The 18,943-nt window shown below is 70.6% G+C and carries 15 protein-coding genes and 1 tRNA gene; 8 read left to right on the top strand and 8 right to left on the bottom strand.

The features are described from left to right. Nucleotides 1-85: 85 nt before the first annotated feature. Both G6N64_RS23710 and G6N64_RS23705 read left to right on the top strand, forming a co-directional pair. Entirely contained in the window at nucleotides 86-2,122 is a 2,037-nt protein-coding gene (locus tag G6N64_RS23710; RefSeq protein ID WP_163800283.1) for an ABC transporter ATP-binding protein, read from the top strand. Continuing rightward, the gene (locus G6N64_RS23705) at nucleotides 2,119-2,952 is read left to right on the top strand and encodes an energy-coupling factor transporter transmembrane component T family protein (protein WP_163800282.1); all 834 of its coding nucleotides are present in this window, start codon (nucleotides 2,119-2,121) and stop codon (nucleotides 2,950-2,952) included. The genes G6N64_RS23710 and G6N64_RS23705 overlap by 4 nt, the downstream gene beginning before the upstream one ends. Here the strand turns inward: G6N64_RS23705 and G6N64_RS23700 are convergent. The 3 genes from G6N64_RS23700 to G6N64_RS23690 form a co-directional block, all read right to left on the bottom strand. Beyond that, nucleotides 2,949-4,226, bottom strand: coding sequence for an ABC transporter substrate-binding protein (locus G6N64_RS23700; protein ID WP_163802074.1), 1,278 nt, complete (start codon nucleotides 4,224-4,226; stop codon nucleotides 2,949-2,951). The two genes, G6N64_RS23705 and G6N64_RS23700, sit on opposite strands and share 4 nt — an antisense overlap. Before the next feature lie 77 nt (nucleotides 4,227-4,303). Next, nucleotides 4,304-5,143 carry a carbohydrate ABC transporter permease gene (locus tag G6N64_RS23695; protein WP_163800281.1) on the bottom strand — a complete coding sequence of 280 codons (840 nt, stop codon included), beginning with the start codon at nucleotides 5,141-5,143 and terminating at the stop codon, nucleotides 4,304-4,306. Further along, nucleotides 5,130-6,002: a carbohydrate ABC transporter permease gene (locus tag G6N64_RS23690; protein WP_246230778.1), complete on the bottom strand. Its 873-nt coding sequence runs from the start codon at nucleotides 6,000-6,002 to the stop codon at nucleotides 5,130-5,132. Before G6N64_RS23690 ends, G6N64_RS23695 begins: the two co-directional genes overlap by 14 nt. Nucleotides 6,003-6,048: 46 nt before the next feature. Here G6N64_RS23690 and G6N64_RS23685 point away from each other — a divergent pair, with 46 nt between their 5' ends. From G6N64_RS23685 to G6N64_RS23670, 4 genes are all read left to right on the top strand, one after another. Next, nucleotides 6,049-7,566 (top strand): TldD/PmbA family protein, encoded by a 1,518-nt coding sequence (locus G6N64_RS23685; RefSeq protein WP_163800280.1) that lies wholly within the window; start codon nucleotides 6,049-6,051, stop codon nucleotides 7,564-7,566. A 28-nt stretch (nucleotides 7,567-7,594) separates the two neighbouring features. Then, nucleotides 7,595-8,965 (top strand): metallopeptidase TldD-related protein, encoded by a 1,371-nt coding sequence (locus G6N64_RS23680; protein WP_163800279.1) that lies wholly within the window; start codon nucleotides 7,595-7,597, stop codon nucleotides 8,963-8,965. A 7-nt stretch (nucleotides 8,966-8,972) separates the two neighbouring features. After that, nucleotides 8,973-9,791 carry a carboxymuconolactone decarboxylase family protein gene (locus tag G6N64_RS23675; RefSeq protein WP_163800278.1) on the top strand — a complete coding sequence of 273 codons (819 nt, stop codon included), beginning with the start codon at nucleotides 8,973-8,975 and terminating at the stop codon, nucleotides 9,789-9,791. Nucleotides 9,792-9,843: 52 nt separating this feature from the next. Then, a tRNA-Ile gene (locus G6N64_RS23670) sits at nucleotides 9,844-9,917 on the top strand. Nucleotide 9,918: 1 nt separating this feature from the next. Here G6N64_RS23670 and G6N64_RS23665 read toward each other — a convergent pair. The 4 genes from G6N64_RS23665 to G6N64_RS23650 are packed head-to-tail and all read right to left on the bottom strand — an operon-like array spanning nucleotide 9,919 to nucleotide 14,073. Next, nucleotides 9,919-10,869 carry a PfkB family carbohydrate kinase gene (locus G6N64_RS23665; RefSeq protein ID WP_163800277.1) on the bottom strand — a complete coding sequence of 317 codons (951 nt, stop codon included), beginning with the start codon at nucleotides 10,867-10,869 and terminating at the stop codon, nucleotides 9,919-9,921. Nucleotides 10,870-10,872: 3 nt separating this feature from the next. After that, on the bottom strand, nucleotides 10,873-12,294 hold the full coding sequence (locus G6N64_RS23660; protein WP_163800276.1) for a purine-cytosine permease family protein: 1,422 nt from the start codon (nucleotides 12,292-12,294) through the stop codon (nucleotides 10,873-10,875). Nucleotides 12,295-12,346: 52 nt separating this feature from the next. Next, nucleotides 12,347-13,336, bottom strand: coding sequence for an ADP-ribosylglycohydrolase family protein (locus G6N64_RS23655; protein WP_163800275.1), 990 nt, complete (start codon nucleotides 13,334-13,336; stop codon nucleotides 12,347-12,349). 5 nt (nucleotides 13,337-13,341) lie between these two features. Further along, nucleotides 13,342-14,073: a GntR family transcriptional regulator gene (locus G6N64_RS23650; protein WP_163800274.1), complete on the bottom strand. Its 732-nt coding sequence runs from the start codon at nucleotides 14,071-14,073 to the stop codon at nucleotides 13,342-13,344. 107 nt (nucleotides 14,074-14,180) lie between these two features. Here G6N64_RS23650 and G6N64_RS23645 point away from each other — a divergent pair, with 107 nt between their 5' ends. Next, nucleotides 14,181-15,716 (top strand): FAD-binding protein, encoded by a 1,536-nt coding sequence (locus tag G6N64_RS23645; RefSeq protein ID WP_163800273.1) that lies wholly within the window; start codon nucleotides 14,181-14,183, stop codon nucleotides 15,714-15,716. 40 nt (nucleotides 15,717-15,756) lie between these two features. Here G6N64_RS23645 and G6N64_RS23640 read toward each other — a convergent pair whose 3' ends face one another. Continuing rightward, on the bottom strand, nucleotides 15,757-16,491 hold the full coding sequence (locus G6N64_RS23640; protein WP_163800272.1) for a TVP38/TMEM64 family protein: 735 nt from the start codon (nucleotides 16,489-16,491) through the stop codon (nucleotides 15,757-15,759). Nucleotides 16,492-16,550: 59 nt separating this feature from the next. Here G6N64_RS23640 and G6N64_RS23635 point away from each other — a divergent pair, with 59 nt between their 5' ends. Beyond that, nucleotides 16,551-18,935, top strand: a complete 2,385-nt coding sequence (locus G6N64_RS23635; protein ID WP_246230777.1) for an AAA family ATPase — start codon at nucleotides 16,551-16,553, stop codon at nucleotides 18,933-18,935. Nucleotides 18,936-18,943: the final 8 nt, after the last annotated feature.

The following is an 18,943-nucleotide window of genomic DNA, read 5'->3' as shown; positions in this document are numbered from 1 at the left end:
TTGACTATGCGAATGGTCTGCTTCGGGTGTCCATGGTCACACACCGCAGGCGAAGTTCTCCGTGGGCGGCTGGCAGTATTGAGAAATGGCTGTGACCGGGGCACGCGACGTTCGTCGTCCCGGTGCGATCCAACCGGCCGAACTCGCGCACGCGGCGGTCATGGCGGCGCTGTGCGCCGCAACGGCGATCATCGCGGTCGTCGTGCCCTTCGCCGCCGGGCTGTCGATGCTGGGCACCGTCCCGATGGGCCTGCTCGCCTACCGCTATCGCCTCCGAGTGCTGCTGACCGCGACCGTCGCGGGTGCCGTCATTGCCTTCCTCATCGCGGGCATGGGCGGATTCATGACCGTGGTCAACTGCGCCTACATCGGTGGGCTCACCGGCGTCGTGAAGCGGCGCGGCCGCGGCACGCCGACGGTGTTCGTCGCCGCGCTGATCGCAGGTGCGGCCTTCGGTGCTGCGGCGGTCGTCGCGCTCGCGGTGCTCTCGCGCCTGCGCAACCTGATCTTCGACAGCGTCACCGCCAACGTGACGGGTACGGCACACGTGCTCGAACGGATCCCCGGCTTCGAGCCCCTCGCGCAGCAGATGCGCGACGGCCTGGACACCCTTCTCGCGTACTGGCCGCTGCTGATCCTGGCGTCGGGGATCTGGAGCATCCTCTTCGTCACGATGGTCGGCTGGTGGGCGCTGTCCCGCGTCCTGGGCCGCCTGTTCGGCGTCCCGGACGTGCACAAGCTCGACAGCCCGCCGACCGACGCCGCCGCCGGGCCCGTGCCGGTTCGCCTGCGCGACGTCACCTTCCGCTACCCGGACACCGACCACGATGCGCTGGGGCCGGTGTCGCTCGAGGTGGAGTCCGGCGAGCACGTGGCCATCACCGGCGCGAACGGATCGGGCAAGACCACCCTGATGCTGGTGCTCGCGGGCCGCGAACCGAGGACCGGCACGGTCGACCGGCCCGGGGGTATCGGGCTCGGCCGCGTCGGTGGAACCGCCGTGGTCATGCAGCACCCCGAGAGCCAGGTGCTGGGGACGCGGGTGTCCGACGACGTCGTCTGGGGTCTGCCCGTGGGCGCGCGCGTCGACGTCGACCGGCTGCTGTCCGAGGTCGGGCTCGACGGGCTGGCCGAACGCGACACCGGTGGACTCTCCGGCGGTGAGCTGCAACGGCTCTCGGTGGCCGCGGCGCTGGCACGCGAACCGAGACTGCTGATCGCCGACGAGGTCACCAGCATGGTCGACCAACGTGGCCGTGACGCGCTGATCGGCGTCCTCGCCGGACTGACCGAACGCCACCGGATGGCGCTGGTGCACATCACGCACTACAACGCCGAGGCAGAATCCGCCGACCGGACGATCAACCTCACCGGCAGTTCCGCGGACAACCTCGAGATGGTCCCCACCGCACCGGTTCCCGATGCCATCGCCGCCGCCCATCCGTCGGGCACCCCGCTGCTGGAGCTGCGCGGCGTCGGGCACGAGTACGGCAGTGGCACGCCGTGGGCGTCGACGGCGCTGCGCGACATCGACTTCGTGGTCAACGAGGGCGACGGCCTGCTCATCCACGGCCTCAACGGGTCCGGCAAGTCCACGCTTGCGTGGATTCTGGCCGGACTTCAGGTCCCCACGACCGGCGAGTGCCTGCTCGACGGCACGCCGGTGTCGGATCAGGTGGGTGCGGTCGCCATCTCGTTCCAGGCCGCGCGGCTACAGCTCATGCGGGGTCGCGTCGACCTCGAGATCGCTGCCAGCGCCGGATTCGACTATCACGACCACCGCAAGGTCGAACGGGCGCTGGCGATGGTCGGCCTCGACCGCTCGTTGGGGTTGCGCCGCATCGACCAGCTCAGCGGCGGCCAGATGCGTCGCGTCGTCCTCGCCGGGCTGCTCGCCCGCTCGCCGCGCGCGATCATCCTCGACGAGCCGCTCGCCGGGCTCGACGCCGAGAGCCAACGGGGTCTGCTGTCGGTCCTCGAGGACCTGCGTCGCAACAACGGGCTCACCGTCGTGGTCATCTCGCACGACTTCTCCGGCCTCGAGGGGCTGTGCCCGCGCACGCTGCACCTGGCCGACGGCGCACTGGCGCAGGCACCGACGACGACGGGAACCGTGACGTGAGCCCGCGCACCAACCGCCAACGCCGGCCCGTCGTGCTGCTGCGACCGGTTCCCGGCACGTCGGTGATCCACGACATGTGGGCCGGCACGAAGCTGCTCGTCGTGGCGGGCGTGGGCGTCCTACTCACCTTCTACCCGGGGTGGATCCCGATCGGTCTGGTGGCCCTGCTGGTCCTCGGCACAGCCTGGCTGGCGCACATCCCGCGCGGCGCACTGCCGTCGATCCCGACCTTCCTGTGGTTCCTCATCGTGCTCGGCGGGGTGACCGCGACCTTCGCGGGCGGCTCGCCCGAGGTGACGGTCGGCTCGGTCACCGTGGGCCTGGGCGGATTACTGAACTTCCTCCGCCTGACGGTGCTGTCGATCGTCCTGCTCGGGCTGGGTGCGCTGGTGTCGTGGACGACGAACGTGGCCGAGATCGCGCCGGCCGTCGCCAAGCTGGGCCGGCCGCTCAAGGCACTGCGCGTCCCGATCGACGACTGGGCAGTGGCCATCGCCCTTGCGCTGCGCGCCTTTCCGATGCTGATCGACGAGTTCCGCGTCCTGTTCGCCGCGCGCAAGCTACGGCCCCGGGAGCAGATCGAGGGTGGCCGGGCGCACCGGTGGGGCGCCGAGGTCGTCGACCTGCTGGCCGCGGCGATCACCGTCGCGCTGCGCCGCGCCGACGAGATGGGCGACGCGATCACCGCGCGCGGCGGTACCGGTCAGATCTCCGCGTTGCCCGCGGGCCCCAAGCTCCGCGACACCGTCGCGATGGCCGTCGTCCTCGTGCTCTGCCTGCTGTCCGTGTACGTCGAGGTCCTGACGCCTCTGGCGACGAGCAAGACCTAGCGCTCACTCGCCTCGTTCGCCGCCGCCTGCGCCTCGGCCAGGGTCGTGGCCACGGGACGTCGGCCCAGGAACATCTCGTCGAAGTACGGCGTGAGCGCCTGGAATCCCGCGGCGAAGCCCGCACCGCCGGGCGCCGCGATCCGCGGTCCGTCGAGGACGCGGAAGAACGCGCTGGTGTCGACGCCACGATCCGCCCAGTACCGGAAGTACACCGGCTGCGCGGCGAGCGCCGCCGGAACCGCCGCACCACCCGCCCCGAGAAACCCGTTGCCCTCGGCACCGCCCAGCCACGTGAGCACCTCGCGGACCGCCTCGGGGTGCCGGGTCGCGGAATTGGCGGCGACGGCGATGCCGTTGGTGACGCTGACCCGTCCGGCCGGACCGCTCGGCAGCATCGCGACGCCCCAGCGGAAGCGCGCCCCATCGGCGATGGCGGCCAGGTTGTAGGTGCCGGACTGGAACAGCGCCATCCGGCCGGCCAGGAACTGGTTGCGCGAGAAGTCGCCGTTGCCGTTGGTGTCGGAGGCGGGCGGGGAGACGTGCTCGCGGTTGATCAGGTCGACGACGTAGGTGAACGCCCGCTCTGCGGCGGGATCGTCGAAGGCGAACCGGTCGCCCTCGGAGAAGACGCCGCCCGCGGAGCCGACGAAGTTCAGGTAGATGCCCTGCAGGTCGTTGGCCGCGTCATAGCCCCACTGGCGCACGCGATCGGGGTCGAATCCGGGAGTCCCGGCGCGGTCGCCCTCGGCGTCGACGGTGAGCCGCCGCAGCAGGGGAAGCAGGGTGTCGCCCGCGTCTGCGCCGGGCCGCCATTCGAGGTCCGCCAGTTCGCCCGGGTCGACGCCGGCCTCGCCGAGCAGATCGGCGTTGTAGTACACCGCGATTCCGCCGTCGGTCAGTTGCGGTACGCCCCAGAGCGTCCCGCCGCGGGTGAACTGTGCGACCACCGACGGATCCCAGGCCTCCGCGGAGTCCGGACCCAGGACCTTCGTGACGTCGAGCAGCCTGCCGGTGTCGGCGTAGCCGGCGAAGTACGCGTTGGACAACCAGAACAGGTCGTCGGCGCCGCCACCGGCGACGTCGGTCCGCAGCGTGTCGAAGTACGACGAGTAGGCGACCACGTTGGTGCGCACCTCGACGTCGGGATGCCGGCGTTCGAACTCCGTGAACGAGGCCCGGTAGGCCTGCGCCACCTGCTCGTCCCACAGTCGGATGGTCACGACGGTCCGGCCGCCGGAACCGGTGCGGTCGGCCAGCAGCAGCGAGGTGCACATCAGGGCGGCGAGGAGCAGCGCGATGCCCGCCGCGATCAGGGTCGACGTCCTGGGCCGCAGGCGCGTTCGGGGACCGGTCACTTCAGTCCCGTGACGACGATCGACCGGGTGACGAGCCGCCCCAGCGCAACGAACAACACGATCAACGGGACGATCGCCACGGTCGTCGCCGCCATCACCAGGGTCCACTGCGCGTCGTAGCGCGACTGCAGGCCGGCGGTCGCCACCGTCAGCACGCGCCAGGTGTCGCCGCTGGTGATCACCAGCGGCCACATGAAGTTGTTCCACTGGGACACCACGGTGATGAGGGCCAGCGTGACCAGGATGGGCTTGCTGGCGGGCACGACGACGTGCACCAGGACGTCCAGGGTGTTCGCACCGTCCATCCGGGCGGCCCGGATGAGGTCGCCGGGGATGGCGCGCATGTACTCCCGCAGCAGGAAGATCGCGTACGGCGAGCCGAACATGAACGGCAGCACCAGCGCCCAGAAGGTGTTCCGCAGACCGGCCTCGGCCATCATCAGGTAGAGCGGCACCACGGTGACCGTCGCAGGCACCATCAGCGTGGCCACGTACACCCAGAACAGCGCGTCGCGGCCCGGGAACTCGAGGCGGGCGAACGCGTACGCGGCCAGTACCGAGAACGTCAACTGGCCGACCAGGATGACGGCCGTGGTCAGTGCCGTCACGACGATCGCGCGGCCGAAGCCGTTGTCGCCGAGTGCCGCGTAGTTGGCGACGGTCGGGGGACTGGGCAGGCTCAGCGGCGAACCGGTGGCGAACTGCTCGGCCGGGGTGATCGAGGTGAGCAGTCCGAGGGCGAAGGGTGCGAGCACGAGGATCGCCCCGAGCAGCAGTGCCGGGTAGATGGCCGCGCGGGATGCGACCCTGCGCAGTCGCGCCCTAGACGAGGTCATGGGTGATCCTGCGACGGAAGTAGCGCTGTTGGACGACGATGACGCCGACGAGCAGGCCGAACAGCACCATCGCCATCACCGACGCCCGTCCGATGGAGGCTGCCTCGAAGGCCTCGGCGTAGATGCGGTGGGCGAGCAGGTCGGTACGATTCCCGGGCCCACCGCCGGTCAGTGCGTACACCGTGTCGAAGACCTGTGCGGCGCTGACCAATCCGGTCACCAGCACGAAGAACAGCGTCGGGCGAAGCAGGGGCCACGTGATCCACCGGAACCGCTGCCACGACGTCGCCCCGTCCACCCGGGCCGCGTTCTGGACGTCGCCCGGGATGTTGAGGATGCCGGCGAGGAAGAACAGCGTGACGTAGCCGACGTTCGTCCACACCGTCACCGCCGCCACCACCGGGAGGGCGAGGACGGGGTCGGTCAACCACTCGATGCGCGTGCCCAGCGCCGTGCTGACGGCGCCGTCGGTGGGCGCGAGGATCCATCGCCACAGCACCGCGATGGCCAAGGGCGAGCAGATCCACGGCAGCACGTACAACGTCCGCAGGAATCCGGTGCCGGGCAGACCGCGGGCGAGCATCGACGCGGCGAACAATCCGAGTGCGGTCTGCACCGGGATCACCATGGCGACGAACGCCGCCGTGGCGAGCAGTGAGACGCCGAACGTCGGGTCGGTGAGCACCGATCGCCAATTGCCCAGTCCGACAAAGGTGATGGGCCCGAGCAGATCCCAGCGGTGCAGGCTCAGCCACGCCACCACCAGCATCGGCAGGAGCAGGAACGTCACCACCCCGAACAGGCTCGGGGCCAGCAGGGCGTAGGCCCGCACCGTCGCCGCCACCCGCCCGCGTCTCACCGGGTCATTAAAGCCTCCCCGGCCGGCGTGCCACTACGGTGGAGGCGTGACAGCGGACCGCCGTGTCGATGCCGACTTCCTCGCACTGCCCCGTACGCAGCTGGCCGACGCCGCGCTCACCGCGGCCCTGGCCGCCGGCGCGAGCTACGCGGACCTGCGCATCCACCGCATCACCACCGAGATCGTGCAGCTCCGCGACGGAGAGCTGGAGACCTCGGTCCTGACTCGCGAGATCGGGCTCGCCGTCCGCGTCATCGTCGACGGGACCTGGGGGTTCGCCTCCCATGCGGAACTGGCCGTCGACGTCGCCTCCGACACCGCACGACGGGCCGTCCAGGTCGCCAGGACGCTCGCGCCGCTGAACGCCGAGCCCATCGAGTTGGCCGTGGAACCCGTCTACGACGACGCGAGCTGGGTGTCCGACTACCGGATCGACCCGTTCGAGGTCCCCGCAGCCGAGAAGATCGGGGTGCTCGACGAGTACTCCGGGCGCCTGCTCGCCGCGGACGGCGTCGACCACGTGTCGGCGAGTCTGTACGCCGCCAAGGAGCAGGTCTTCTACGCGGACACGTTCGGATCCTCGATCACCCAGCAGCGGGTCCGGGTACAGCCGACCGTCGAGGCGGTGTCGGTGGACTCGGCGGCGGGCAGCTTCGAGTCAATGCGGTCGCTGGCACCGCCCACGGCGCGGGGCTGGGAGGCCGTCGCAGGCGACGACGTGTGGGACTGGACGGGCGAGCTGGCCGAACTGCCATCGTTGCTCGCCGAGAAGATCAAGGCGCCCAGCGTGGTCGCCGGGCCGACGGACCTCGTGATCGACCCGTCGAACCTGTGGCTCACCATTCACGAATCCATCGGCCACGCCACCGAATACGACCGGGCGATCGGGTACGAGGCGGCCTACGCGGGCACGTCGTTCGCCACCCCGGACAAGCTGGGCACGATGCGCTACGGGTCGTCGGTGATGAACGTGACCGCCGACCGCACCGTCGACCACGGCTTGGCGAGCATCGGATACGACGACGAGGGCGTGCGTGCGCAGCAGTGGGACCTGGTGCGCGACGGCGTCTTCGTCGGGTATCAACTCGACCGGGTGTTCGCGCCGCGGCTCGGCGAGGCCCGGTCCAACGGCTGCTCGTACGCCGATTCGCCGCACCACGTGCCGATCCAGCGGATGGCCAACGTCTCGTTGCAGCCCGCCGCCGAGGACGTGACGACCGCGGATCTGATCGCCCGGGTGGCCGACGGAATCTACGTCGTCGGCGACAAGTCGTGGTCGATCGACATGCAGCGCTACAACTTCCAGTTCACCGGGCAGCGGTTCTTCCGCATCCGCGACGGCCGGCTCGACGGCCAGCTCCGCGACGTCGCCTACCAGGCGGTGACGACCGACTTCTGGGGTGCGATGGAGGCGGTCGGCGGTCCGTCGACGTGGCGCCTCGGCGGCGCCTTCAACTGCGGCAAGGCCCAACCGGGTCAGGTCGCCGCGGTCAGCCACGGCTGCCCGTCGGCGCTGTTTCGGGGGATCAACGTGTTGAACACGCGCGAGGAGTCGGGCAGATGATGAGCGCTTGCGCGAAGAACGAGTCGGCATGATCAGCGCACCCGAGGTCGTCGAACTCGTCCTGGCGGAGGCCGCGCGGCTGGGCGGGGCGGACGAGACCATCGTGCTGGTCACCGAACGGTCCACCACCGCCCTGCGGTGGGCGGGCAATTCGATGACCACCAACGGCGACTCCTTCGGCCGGGACACCACGGTCGTGTCGATCCGCCGCAGCGGCGACGAGGCATTCGTCGGTTCGGTCCAGTCGAGCGAGGTGGACCCGACGGCCATCACCGCTCTCGTCGCCGCCTCGCAGCGGGCCGCGGCGTCGGCGCCCGCCGCACGCGACGCCGCGCCGCCCCTGGCGGCGACCACCGTCCCCCCGGACTGGGACGGCCCGATACCGACCACGGGTGCCGACGTGTTCGGAAGCGTCGCAACCAGTCTCGCGCGGGGGTTCTCCGGCACCGACACGCTGTACGGCTTCGCCCGGCACGAACTGGACACCACGTTCGTCGCGACGTCGAACGGCCTTCGGCGGCGCTACACCCAGCCGACCGGCACCGTGGAGATCAACGCCAAGCGCGACGGGGCGAGCGCGTGGGCGGGGGTCAGCAGCCCCGACTTCGTCGACGTGCCCACCGATTCGATGCTCGCGGATCTGTCGACGAGGCTCGACTGGGCTCGGCGTCCGATCGAGCTGCCGGCGGGTCGCTACGAGACGTTGATGCCGCCGTCGACGGTGGCCGACATCATGATCTATCTGACCTGGAGCATGGACGGGCGCGGAGCGCAGGAGGGCCGCACGGCCCTGTCGGCGCCGGGCGGCACACGGGTGGGCGAACGCCTGACCGATCTGGGCCTCAACCTGTACTCCGATCCCGGCGCCTCCGGGCTGGAGTGTGCGCCGTTCGTGACGGCGACGAGTTCCTCGGAACGGTCGTCGGTGTTCGACAACGGCATGGACGTCGGACGCGTGGACTGGATCCGCGACGGTGCGGTGAACGCGCTCGCCTATCCGCGTGCCGCGGCCGCGGAGTTCGACGTGCCGGTGACCGTGGCGGCCGACAACCTGCTGATGACCGGCGGCGACGCCAGCCTGGCGGACATGGTGGCGGCGACCGAACGCGGACTGCTGCTGACCACGCTCTGGTACATCCGCGAGGTCGACCCGACCGTCCTGCTGCTGACGGGGCTGACGCGCGACGGCGTCTACCTGATCGAGGACGGTGAGGTGACCGGCGAGGTCAACAACTTCCGGTTCAACGAGAGTCCGCTGGATCTGCTCCGGCGCGCCTCGCAGGCCGGCGTCAGCGAGGTGACGCTGCCGCGCGAGTGGGGCGACTGGGCGACCCGGGCGGCGATGCCGTCGCTCCGGATTCCGGACTTCCACATGTCGTCGGTGAGCCAGGCCCGATAATCGCGGCATGGACGCGCCCTACGAGCTGCTGACCCGTCTGACCGCGCTCTCGCCGCACGGCCTCGGCGAAGTCAACGCGCTGGTGCGCGCGACGTGCGCCGCATCGACCGGGCTGACACCGCTGGCCGCCGAGGGGGCGGCCGCGGACGACCCGGCGGTGCGCGACTTCGCCGAGCAGTTCGCGACCGACGTCGCCTCCGTCAGCGCGGCCCAGCGCGAGGCGTTCCTGGCGAGTGCGGGCAAGGACGCGTTCGCGATCACGGTGCTGACGTTCGTGGCCGACTTCGTGCCGCGCGTCCAGGCCGGCCTGGACGTGCTGGGGCTGCCGCCGATCCCAGACGCCGACGGCTGGGACCACGACACCGATCCGATCGACCTCGTGCTCAACCAGTTCGCGCCGACGGTCGGGGCGATGCGGGCCCTGGACCCGGTGACGACCGAGGTGGTGCGCCTGCGCGGCGCGGTGCAGCACGACTGCCGGCTGTGCCGCTCGCTGCGGGAGGGCACCGCCCTGGACGCCGGAGGCACCGAGTCGATGTACGACGACATCGAGCGCTACGAGACCTCGACGCAACTCGACGACGGGCACAGGGCGGCGCTGCGCTACGTCGACGCCCTGATCTGGACCCCGGCCGACATCGACGCGAGCCTGGCCGCTGGGCTCAGGTCCCACTTCACCGAACCGGAGGCGTTCGAGCTGACCCTCGACGTGATGCGCAACGCCGCCAACAAGATCGCCGTGTCACTGGGTGCGGACGCGCCGCGAGTCACCGAGGGCACCGAGCGCTACCTGCTGGGCGTCGACGGGCAACCGGTCTACGGCTGATCCTCGGCCCCCGCAGGCGTATGCGAACATTGTGGCCGCGCGTCGCGCGCTGGGGGCGGTAGCTCAGTTGGTTAGAGCCGGGGACTCATAATCCCTTGGTCGCGGGTTCGAGCCCCGCCCGCCCCACTCAGGAGTGTGTCGGTGATCGGCCGGCGAGCAACGCGTCGATCTCCGACGACGTCGGTGCCGTCGCGGGCCCGCGCTTCGTCACGGCCAGTGCTGCCGCGGCGTTGGCGCGCACGACGGCATCGGCGAGCGCCACGCCGCGGGCCAGCGCCGCAGCGAGGACGCCGCCGTGCGCGTCGCCCGCACCGTTCGTGTCGACGGCATCGACGGGGAAGCCGTCGATCAGAACAGGAGCGTCCGCGGTGCTCGCGGCGGTCAGCCAGCATCCTCGGGCGCCGTCGCGGACGAGGACGGCCCCGTTGTTTCTGATTCGGGGCGCGAGGTGGATCGCTGCCGCGGCGAGATCATCGGCACCGGTGGCGATCCTGGCTTCTCGGGCGTTGGCGCTCAGCACGTCGGTCCGTTCTAGCACCCGTGCGAGGACGGTCTCGTCGAGATCGGCGATCAGCGGAGACGGATCGGTGATGACGACGACGTTCGACGGTAGGTCCTCGAGCCATCCCACCAGGGCGACCGCGTTCCTCGGGTGGGCAAGACCGTAGCCGGAGACGTACACGATGTCGTCGTCGGACACCGCGATTCGATCCAGGTCGGCCCGGTCGAGCCGACTCTCGGCGCCGACCGACGTCACGAACGTCCGCTCCGCGGACGCATCCACCAGAGCCACGCAGTAGCCGCTGTCGACGGTGTCGATTCCGGTCTGTGCCAGGTCGAAGCCGCTCGACTCCAGCGCGGCTCGAACGACGTCGCCGAACGGCCCGGTTCCGTACTGGCCCGCGTAGAGGACGTGCAGTCCGTCACGCTGGGCCGCCACCATCACGTTGTACCCACCGCCCGCGGTGATCTGAGAGTGCGAGGCAATCACGTCGCCGCCCGCTTCGGGCACGGCGTCGACGGACATCACGATGTCGACGATGACGTTCCCGGTGTAGATGAGGCGTGGGCCGGTCACGTGTCAGCCCCTGTCGAGCGTGGCAGCCGGCCGGCTCGGTTCGGTCAGCACGCCCCGCGCGCCCCCGAGCACCGCGTAGCCGACTGCCGCGACGATGAACGTCACGATCCAGCCGAGACCACTCAAACCCGTTGCCAGGAACGTATATCCGACTGCGATGGCGACGGCCCAGCTGGCCAGTGCACGCCATTCGACTCCACCCCGGTACCAGTACGCGCCGCCCGCGGTCATGTCGAGGAGGGCGACGGGGTCGTAGTAGGTCCGCTTGATCATGTCGACCAGGAAGACACCGAGCCACGCGGTGATCGGTATGGCCAGCAGCGAGATGAACGCGATGAACGGACCGTAGAAGCTGTCCGCGATCAGCATGAAGTAGATCGACCCGATGAAGGTCACGGTCACGTCGACGGCGACGGCGTAGACGCGCTTGATGCGGATGCCGAGCGTCAACGTGGTCAATCCTGCCGAGTACACCGAGAGGTGGTTCGAGAGGAGGAGCCCGCCGAACGCTGCGATCAGATACGGGATCGCCATCCACGGTGGCAGGAGTTCGCGAATGGCGCCCACCGGATCACTCGCGGACGCAAGGGAATCGTCGCCGGCGGTCAGCAGGGCACCGAGCCCGATCAGGAGCACCAGGGGGATTCCGGCCCCGGCGGCACTGGCTGCGATGAGGCGGCCGGCCCTGACGGCCGGCTGCTGGTAGCGGGCCATGTCGGCTCCCGCGTTCGCCCAGCCGATGCCGGTGCCACCTGCGATCACGCCGATGCCGACCAGAACGGCACTGAAGGGGCCCGCCGGCATCGCCGCGACCGCCGACCAGTCGACGGTCGCCACGAGGAACGCGCCGACGAAGACGTTGAGCGCCCCGAAGATCCACGTGGCCCACTTCTGGATGACGAGGATCGCGGCGTGCCCCAGCCCGGAGACGAGCAGGGTGCACAGTTCGAAGATCGAGATCGCCACCAGCGTGAGTACGGGGACCATCTTCGCGTCGCTGGCGGTACCGAAGACGATCGTGAAGAGCGAGATCAGCACGAAGGCACCGGTGGTGGTGTTCACGGTCTCCCAGCCGAGGCGCGACAGCAGCGACACGCACGTCGGGCCGAAGTTGCCCCTGCTGCCGAACGTGGCGCGCGACAACGTCATGCTGGGCGCCGCGCCGCGGCGACCGGCGACCGACACCACCCCGACGATGGCGAATGACCCCGCGGCGCCGACGACCGCGACCAGGAGCGACTGCCACACGTTGAGGAACTGCAGGGCAACCAGCGTTGCTCCCAGCGGCAGTCCGAGGATCGAGATGTTGGCCGCGAACCATACCCAGAAGAGCTGGAGCGGGTTTCCGTTGCGTTCGGAGTCCGGGACGGGCTCGATGCCACGCTGTTCGACGGCGGTGATGGATCCCGTTGTGCGCGCGTGCATGTGGTGCCTCCAGCATCGTTGATGGATCGGGTGGTCGGCGTTCGGGGAAGGGTCAGGCTCGGAGGGCGAGGAGATCGTGCGCCAGGGAGCTGAAGTGGAGATCGTTGATGGTCTCGAGGGCGTGCACCTCTGCCGGCGGCCATGCCGCGGACCCCGTCGTCGCCCCCAGGACGGCGCCGGCGATGGCGGCGACGGTGTCGGTGTCGCCCCCGAGGCTCGCGGCCTGGCAGATCCCCCGCCACGGATCGTCGGAGACCGCAGCGAGTGCGAGCGCCGCGACGACGGATTCCTGTGCGGCGACCGAGGTTCCGATCACCTCGGCCAGTGCGCGATCGCGGTCGTCCGCCGGCACGTCGGCCAGGTAGGGGATCGCCCATCGCAGTCGGCCGGCGATGGTCCCGCCGGCAACCCAGTGCCCGCGTCCCTCGCCGTCGACTGCTGCCGAGATCGCTACGTCGATGGCCGCCGGCATCGACGCGCCTCCCACGCCGGCACTGACGGCGGCACCGACCGCGGCGGCACTCGCGATGCCGAGCGAGGTGTTGTGGGTGACCTCGCTCGCCGCGACGACCGCGTCGACGAAGGTTCGGACGTCCGACACGTCGTTCGCGATGCCGATCGGGGTGACGCGCATGGCCGCGCCATTGGTCGCGCCCCGGCTGCCCGCCTCCCCGGCGGGGACGCCGTCGTTGAGCTGTTCCAGCGCGAACTTCGTGGAGGGGCCGAGGAGATCGAGCGAGCCCTTGGCCTTCATCTTCCGCTCCCACGCCAGCAACCTGGTGGCGAACGTCGAGGTGTCGACGGTGCCTGCTCCCTCGATGAGGAGTTCGGCCAGGAGGACCGCCTGTTCGGTGTCGTCGGTGATCGAGGCCGCGGGCATTCCCGCCGCGATCCGCTGGCGGGGACCGGCATCGACGAAACCCGTGATGGGTCCGTAGTCCTCGAGGATCGTTTCACGGGAGAGTGATTGGGTGGGCATGCCGAGTGCGTCGCCGAGGGCGAGCCCGCGAAGTGCGGCCAGTGCACGGTCGTGGAGGGTCATGCCGATCAGCCCCCGAATCGCACGTGCAGACGGAACCGTTCGGGATCGAGCCAGCTGACCACCTTCTCGACGAATCCTCCGTCGGCGTCTCTCGCCAGTCGGACCGCCGTCAGGAACACGGTTCCGCGTTCCCGGCCGAGCAGACGAGCGTCCTCGGCGTTGAGGGGTGCGACCGCGATCCACTGATCGCCCGAGGCGGCCACCACTCCCGCGGCGTTCATCGTGGCCGTCAGCGAGTCGTCGACGAGTCCATCCTCGGGAACGCGCGCGAGCACCCCGGTGGCGGGAACTCTGCTGCGCTCCAGGGAGATCGCGCGTCCATCGCTTAGTCGTCGGATCCGATCGAGCGCGAGGAACTCGAGGGACGCCGACGTGACCTCGGCGGCGAGTTCGGGGTCGACGACGGTCTCCGCCCGAATGATCTCGACGTCGGCGTCTACGCCGCCCATCGCGAGGGCGAGGCCCCAGCCGGGCACCTGATCGAGGCTGGCTCCGTCGAACGTCACGAAGGAACCGATCCCCGTTCGGGTGGCTATCAGGTTGTCCGCCGCAAGGCCCTCGAGTGCACCGCGGATGGTGCTGCGGCTGACCGAGAACTTCTCGGCGAGCACGTTCTCGCCGGGAAGGAGGGTTCCGTCGGCGTAGGCACCGGTCATGATCGCTTCGCGGATCTCGGCGGCGACGTACTGGTGCTTCAACCGCGGACCCCGGCGGTTGCCGGTGGTGTGACCTACCATACAAGTACCGTACAGGTATGAAATAGGTCGCGTCTAGGTGTGCCGCGAACGAACCGGTTCCCCGAACCGCGGGGGCACGACCTTCCCGCCGCGTAGGGTCACTTCCCGTGAAGGCTCTCGACGAGTCCGTCGACGTCCTGGTCGTCGGTTCCGGCGGTGGCGTCGCAGGGGCGTACACCGCTGCGCGGGAAGGTCTTTCGGTCGCGCTGATCGAGGCGACCGACCGGTTCGGCGGGACCACCGCCTACTCCGGCGGGGGCGGCATGTGGTTCCCGTGCAACCCGGTGCTGGTGCGGGCCGGGTCCGACGACACCATCGAGGCGGCCCTGGCCTACTTCCGCGCCGTCGTCGGCGACCGGACCCCGGCCGCGCTGCAGGAGACCTACGTCCGGGGCGGTGCGGCCCTCATCGAGTACCTTGAGGCCGACGAGCGCTTCGCCTTCAAGATCCTGCCCTGGCCGGACTACTACGGGACGGTGGACGGCGCGCGGGCCGACGGCATGCGGCACATCGTCTCCCGCGCGATCCCGGACGATCGACTCGGCCGATTTCAGGGCCTGGTGCGCGGTCCGCTGGACCACGAGCGCCTCGGTGCGCCGACCCCCGATCTGCTCACCGGCGGACGCGCACTCGTCGGCCGCTTCCTCGCCGCGATGGCCGGCGAGTCGAACGTCGCCGCACACCTGAGCACGCGACTGGTCGAACTCCTCGTCGACGACGGGCGGGTGATCGGCGCCGTCGTGGAACACCAGGGTGAGCGTCAGGTGATCCGGGCGCGCAGGGGAGTCCTGCTCGCGGCGGGCGGCTTCGAGCAGAACGCCGCGATGCGCGCCGAATACGGCGTCCCCGGGGCCACGTCCGACACGATGGGTTCGCCGGCGAACGTCGGGTTGGCGCACCGTGCCGCGATCGCCGTCGGTGCCGCGACCGACCTGATGGACCAGGCGTGGTGGTCGCCGGGTCTCATCCACCCGGACGGCCGGGCCGCGTTCGCGCTCGGCATCACCGGCGGCATGTTCGTCGACCGCGCCGGCCGCCGCTTCGTCAACGAGTCCGCCGCCTACGACCGTTCGGGCCGCGAGATCCTGCGCGCCATGGCCGAGGGACGCGTCGGGACGCCCTTCTGGCTCGTCTACGACAGTCGCGCGGGCGAGCAGCCACCCGTCCTCGCGACCAACGTGTCGTACGCGCCCACCGACGAGTACCGATCCGCCGGGCTTTGGCGGGAGGCGGCCACCCTCGTCGAACTCGCCGAGGTGATCGAGGTGCCCGAGGACGGCCTCGCCAAGACGGTGCGTCGGTTCAACGACCTCGTCGCTCGCGGCGTCGACGAGGACTTCGGACGCGGCGGCGAGCCGTTCGACCTCGCGTTCACCGGCGGTGCGGCCCCGATGACCGCCATCGACACGCCCCCGTACCGGGCGGCGGCCTTCGGGGTGTCCGACCTCGGAACCAAGGGCGGCCTGCGCACCGACGCGCACGCCCGGGTGCTCGACGTCTCCGGTGACCCGATCCCCGGGCTGTACGCCGCGGGCAACACCATGGCCGCGGTGTCGGGGGAGGCCTACCCGGGTGGTGGCAACCCGATCGGGGCCTCCCTGCTGTTCAGCCACCTCGCGGCGCTGCACATGGCGGGCGGCTAGCCCCCGCGAACGTCGACTTGTCGTCGGACAAATCCTGAATTCACGACGGAAAGTCGACGTTGGGCGCACCGGGGTCGGGCGTCCGCGAGGTCGTCGACCGTCCCCGCCACGCCCGCCACCCGCGGTGGGCGGCGAACGCGCCGATCACGGCGGTCAGGCACCACACCGCGATGGCGGTGTACGCCAGCGGTGCCGACAGGTCGCCGATCGACGCGCCGAGCGCGGTGTAGACGAACGCCCGCGGCGCCGACCCGATGAAGGCGCCGACCGCCATCTGCCACAACGGAACTCCGAAGGCGCCGAACGCGTAGGACGCCAGCGCGTCCGACACGCCGGGCACGAACCGCTGCCCGACGACCGCCCACAGGCCACGCCGCTGGATCTGGGCGTCGAGGCGGTCGGCACGGTCGGACCCGAGCAGACCCCGCGCGCTCTCCCGGCCGGCGCGGCGGCCGACCAGGCTGGTGATGGTCGCGGTGCCCACCGTGGAACCCAGCGTCACGAACGTCCCGAGCAGCGGACCGAACAGCACGCCGCTGCCCGCCGCGAGGATCGGCCCCGGGACGAAGATCGCACCGAGGCACGCCGACAGCACGACGTAGGTCAGCGGCGCGGCGGGGCCGGTCGCGGCGACGGCGCCTCGGACGTCGTCGACGTCGACGACGCGGGTGACCGCGACGACCCAGAACAGTCCGAGCAGGAAGGCCGCGAACAACGCCAGCCGCACCACGTGGGACCTGCGGGAGCGAGTCGGCGGACCATCGGTGTCGGTCATTCTGGGAAGGATTGTGCCGCAACCGGCGGTACGGTGGCCGACGCGAGGGGGTGATGCACGTGACGGCGCCGCAACGCGACATCGTGGTGACCGACGAGTTCGTCGAGGCGCTGACGCTGCTGAGCGGTGGCAGCCACGTGTTCCTCACCGGCAAGGCCGGCACCGGCAAGTCCACGTTGATCCGACACTTCATGGCCGACACCGATCGCAACGTCGTGGTCGTCGCGCCGACGGGGATCGCCGCGCTCAACGTGGACGGCTACACGATCCACCGGCTGTTCAGCTTCTCGCCCACCACCACGGTCGACGAGGTACGCACCGGCCGGTACTACCCGGGCCGCTTCGCGAAGACGCTTGCCACGCTCGACACGCTGATCGTCGACGAGGCCTCGATGGTGCGCGCCGACCTCTTCGACCAGGTGGCCGCGGCACTCGAGCGGTTCGGGCCGGTGCCGGGCACCCCGTTCGGCGGCGTGCAGATCGTGCTGGTCGGTGACCTCTACCAGTTGCCGCCGGTGGTGCACGACAACGAAGCCGCCCACCTCGCCGCACGCTATGACACTCCGTACTTCTTCTCCTCGGATGCCTTCCGCGCCGCGGCGTTCCCGACGGTCGCGCTGACGACGGTGTTCCGGCAGCTCGGCGACGACCGAATGACCGCCATCCTGAACGAGATTCGTGAAGGCGTGCTGGTCGGACACGCACGCGACGAGCTGAACGCGCGCACCGATCCGGACTTTGAACCACCCGACGACGAGTTCTGGCTCACCCTGGCGCCGACGAACCGGCTGGTGACCGCGCGCAACCGGCAACGCCTGGAACGCTTGTTCGGCAACGGTATCGAGCACCACACGCGGCGGTCCGGTGACCTGAGCCTGTTCGACCCGCCGGTCGAGGAGGTCCTGCACTTCAAGGTCGGCGCGCAGATCATGATGCTGACCAACGACCCGTCCGACCGCTGGGTCAACGGCACGCTCGGGCGGGTGATCGCGGCGACCGACGGTGGCCGCCGGGTGGTGGTCGAGTTCACCAGCGGCGAGGCCGCCGAGGTCACACCGTTCACCTGGGAGGCCACCCGGCCGGTGGTCGACGGTGGGTCGCTCCGCCGCGAGGTCGTCGGCACCTACACGCAGCTGCCGTTCAAGCTGGCCTGGGCGATCACCATCCACAAGAGTCAGGGGCAGACCCTCGAGCGGATGATCGTCGACCTCAGCGGAGGCACCTTCTCCTCGGGGCAGCTGTACGTGGCACTCAGCAGGTGCACGTCGATGCGAGGGCTCGTCCTCAAGCGGCCCGTGCTGCCCAAAGACCTCAAGACCGACCGCCGGGTCGCCCGGTTCCTGCGCTCGTCGGTCGCCGTCGACAACGCGCGGCGGCACTGCGCCATCGGCATCCTCACCGTCGGCGACGAGGGCCGCATGTCACGACCGCGGCCGGTCGAACTCGCGGTCGCCTTCGACGACGGCACGGCGGTCACCACGATCGTCAACCCGCAGCGCGACCTCGCCGACGCCCGGCAGGCCTATGCGATCTTCGTCGACGACGTCCTGCTGGCCCCGACGCTGGCCGAGGCGTGGACGCTGCTGGCGCCGATGCTGGAGGGGTGCACACCCGTCGGTGTCGGCGTCGACGACGTGCTCGGCCTGCTCGACTTCGAACTGAAGCGGTTGGGACACGTCGTCGCCATGCCACTGGGCGTGGACGTCCCCGGCTCGGCGCTACGACCCGAGCACCGCCGCGGACTGGTCGCGGCCACCGCGCTCGAGCGGGCCCGCGCCGAGCTGGACGCCTTCCGCGACGCCGACCCCGACCGGGCGGGGACCACGCCGTTCGGCGAGCCGGCGGACGACGGAACACCGTCGGGCCACCTGGTCAGCCGCGACCACGACACCCCCACGCCCGCCTCGGTGCACCTGCCCGCCCTCTCGGCGATCCTCGACACCAGCCGGGACGTCGGGGCGGCCCTGCTCGGTCGCACGCCCGTTCCGTCACTCGACGCCGACACGAGCTGGGCGGCCGCGGCGCGGCGGTCCATCGCCGATCAGCTGCACGCCGCCGCGTGCCGCACCCCGCTGACCGCAGAGGTGCTGGACCGACTCCGGTCGGCCGAACGCGTGCTCGGCCACGTCATCGTCGACGCCGCCGTCGAGTCGGCGCACGGCACCCACGACGCGGACACGGTCCTGGTTCCGGGCGCGCGCGTGTGCTTCACCGGCACGGCCACCGACGCCGACGGCGAGGCCATCCCCCGGGACACGATGCAGCGGATGGCCGCCTCCGCCGGTCTGGTGCCGGTGGCGTCGGTGACCAAGACGCGGTGCGAGGTGCTCGTCACCGCGGAGCCCGGCACGCAGTCGGGAAAGGCGAAGAAGGCCCGCGAGTTCGGCAAGGCGGTGTTCTCCGTCGAGGAGTTCCTGGCCTGGATCGGCGACCGCCGACCATAGACTCGGCT

Source organism: Mycolicibacterium sediminis, assembly GCF_010731735.1.
Classification (GTDB): Bacteria; Actinomycetota; Actinomycetes; order Mycobacteriales; family Mycobacteriaceae; genus Mycobacterium; species Mycobacterium sediminis.
Note: the sequence above shows the minus strand (reverse complement) of the source record. Positions and strands in the feature narration are given on the sequence as shown.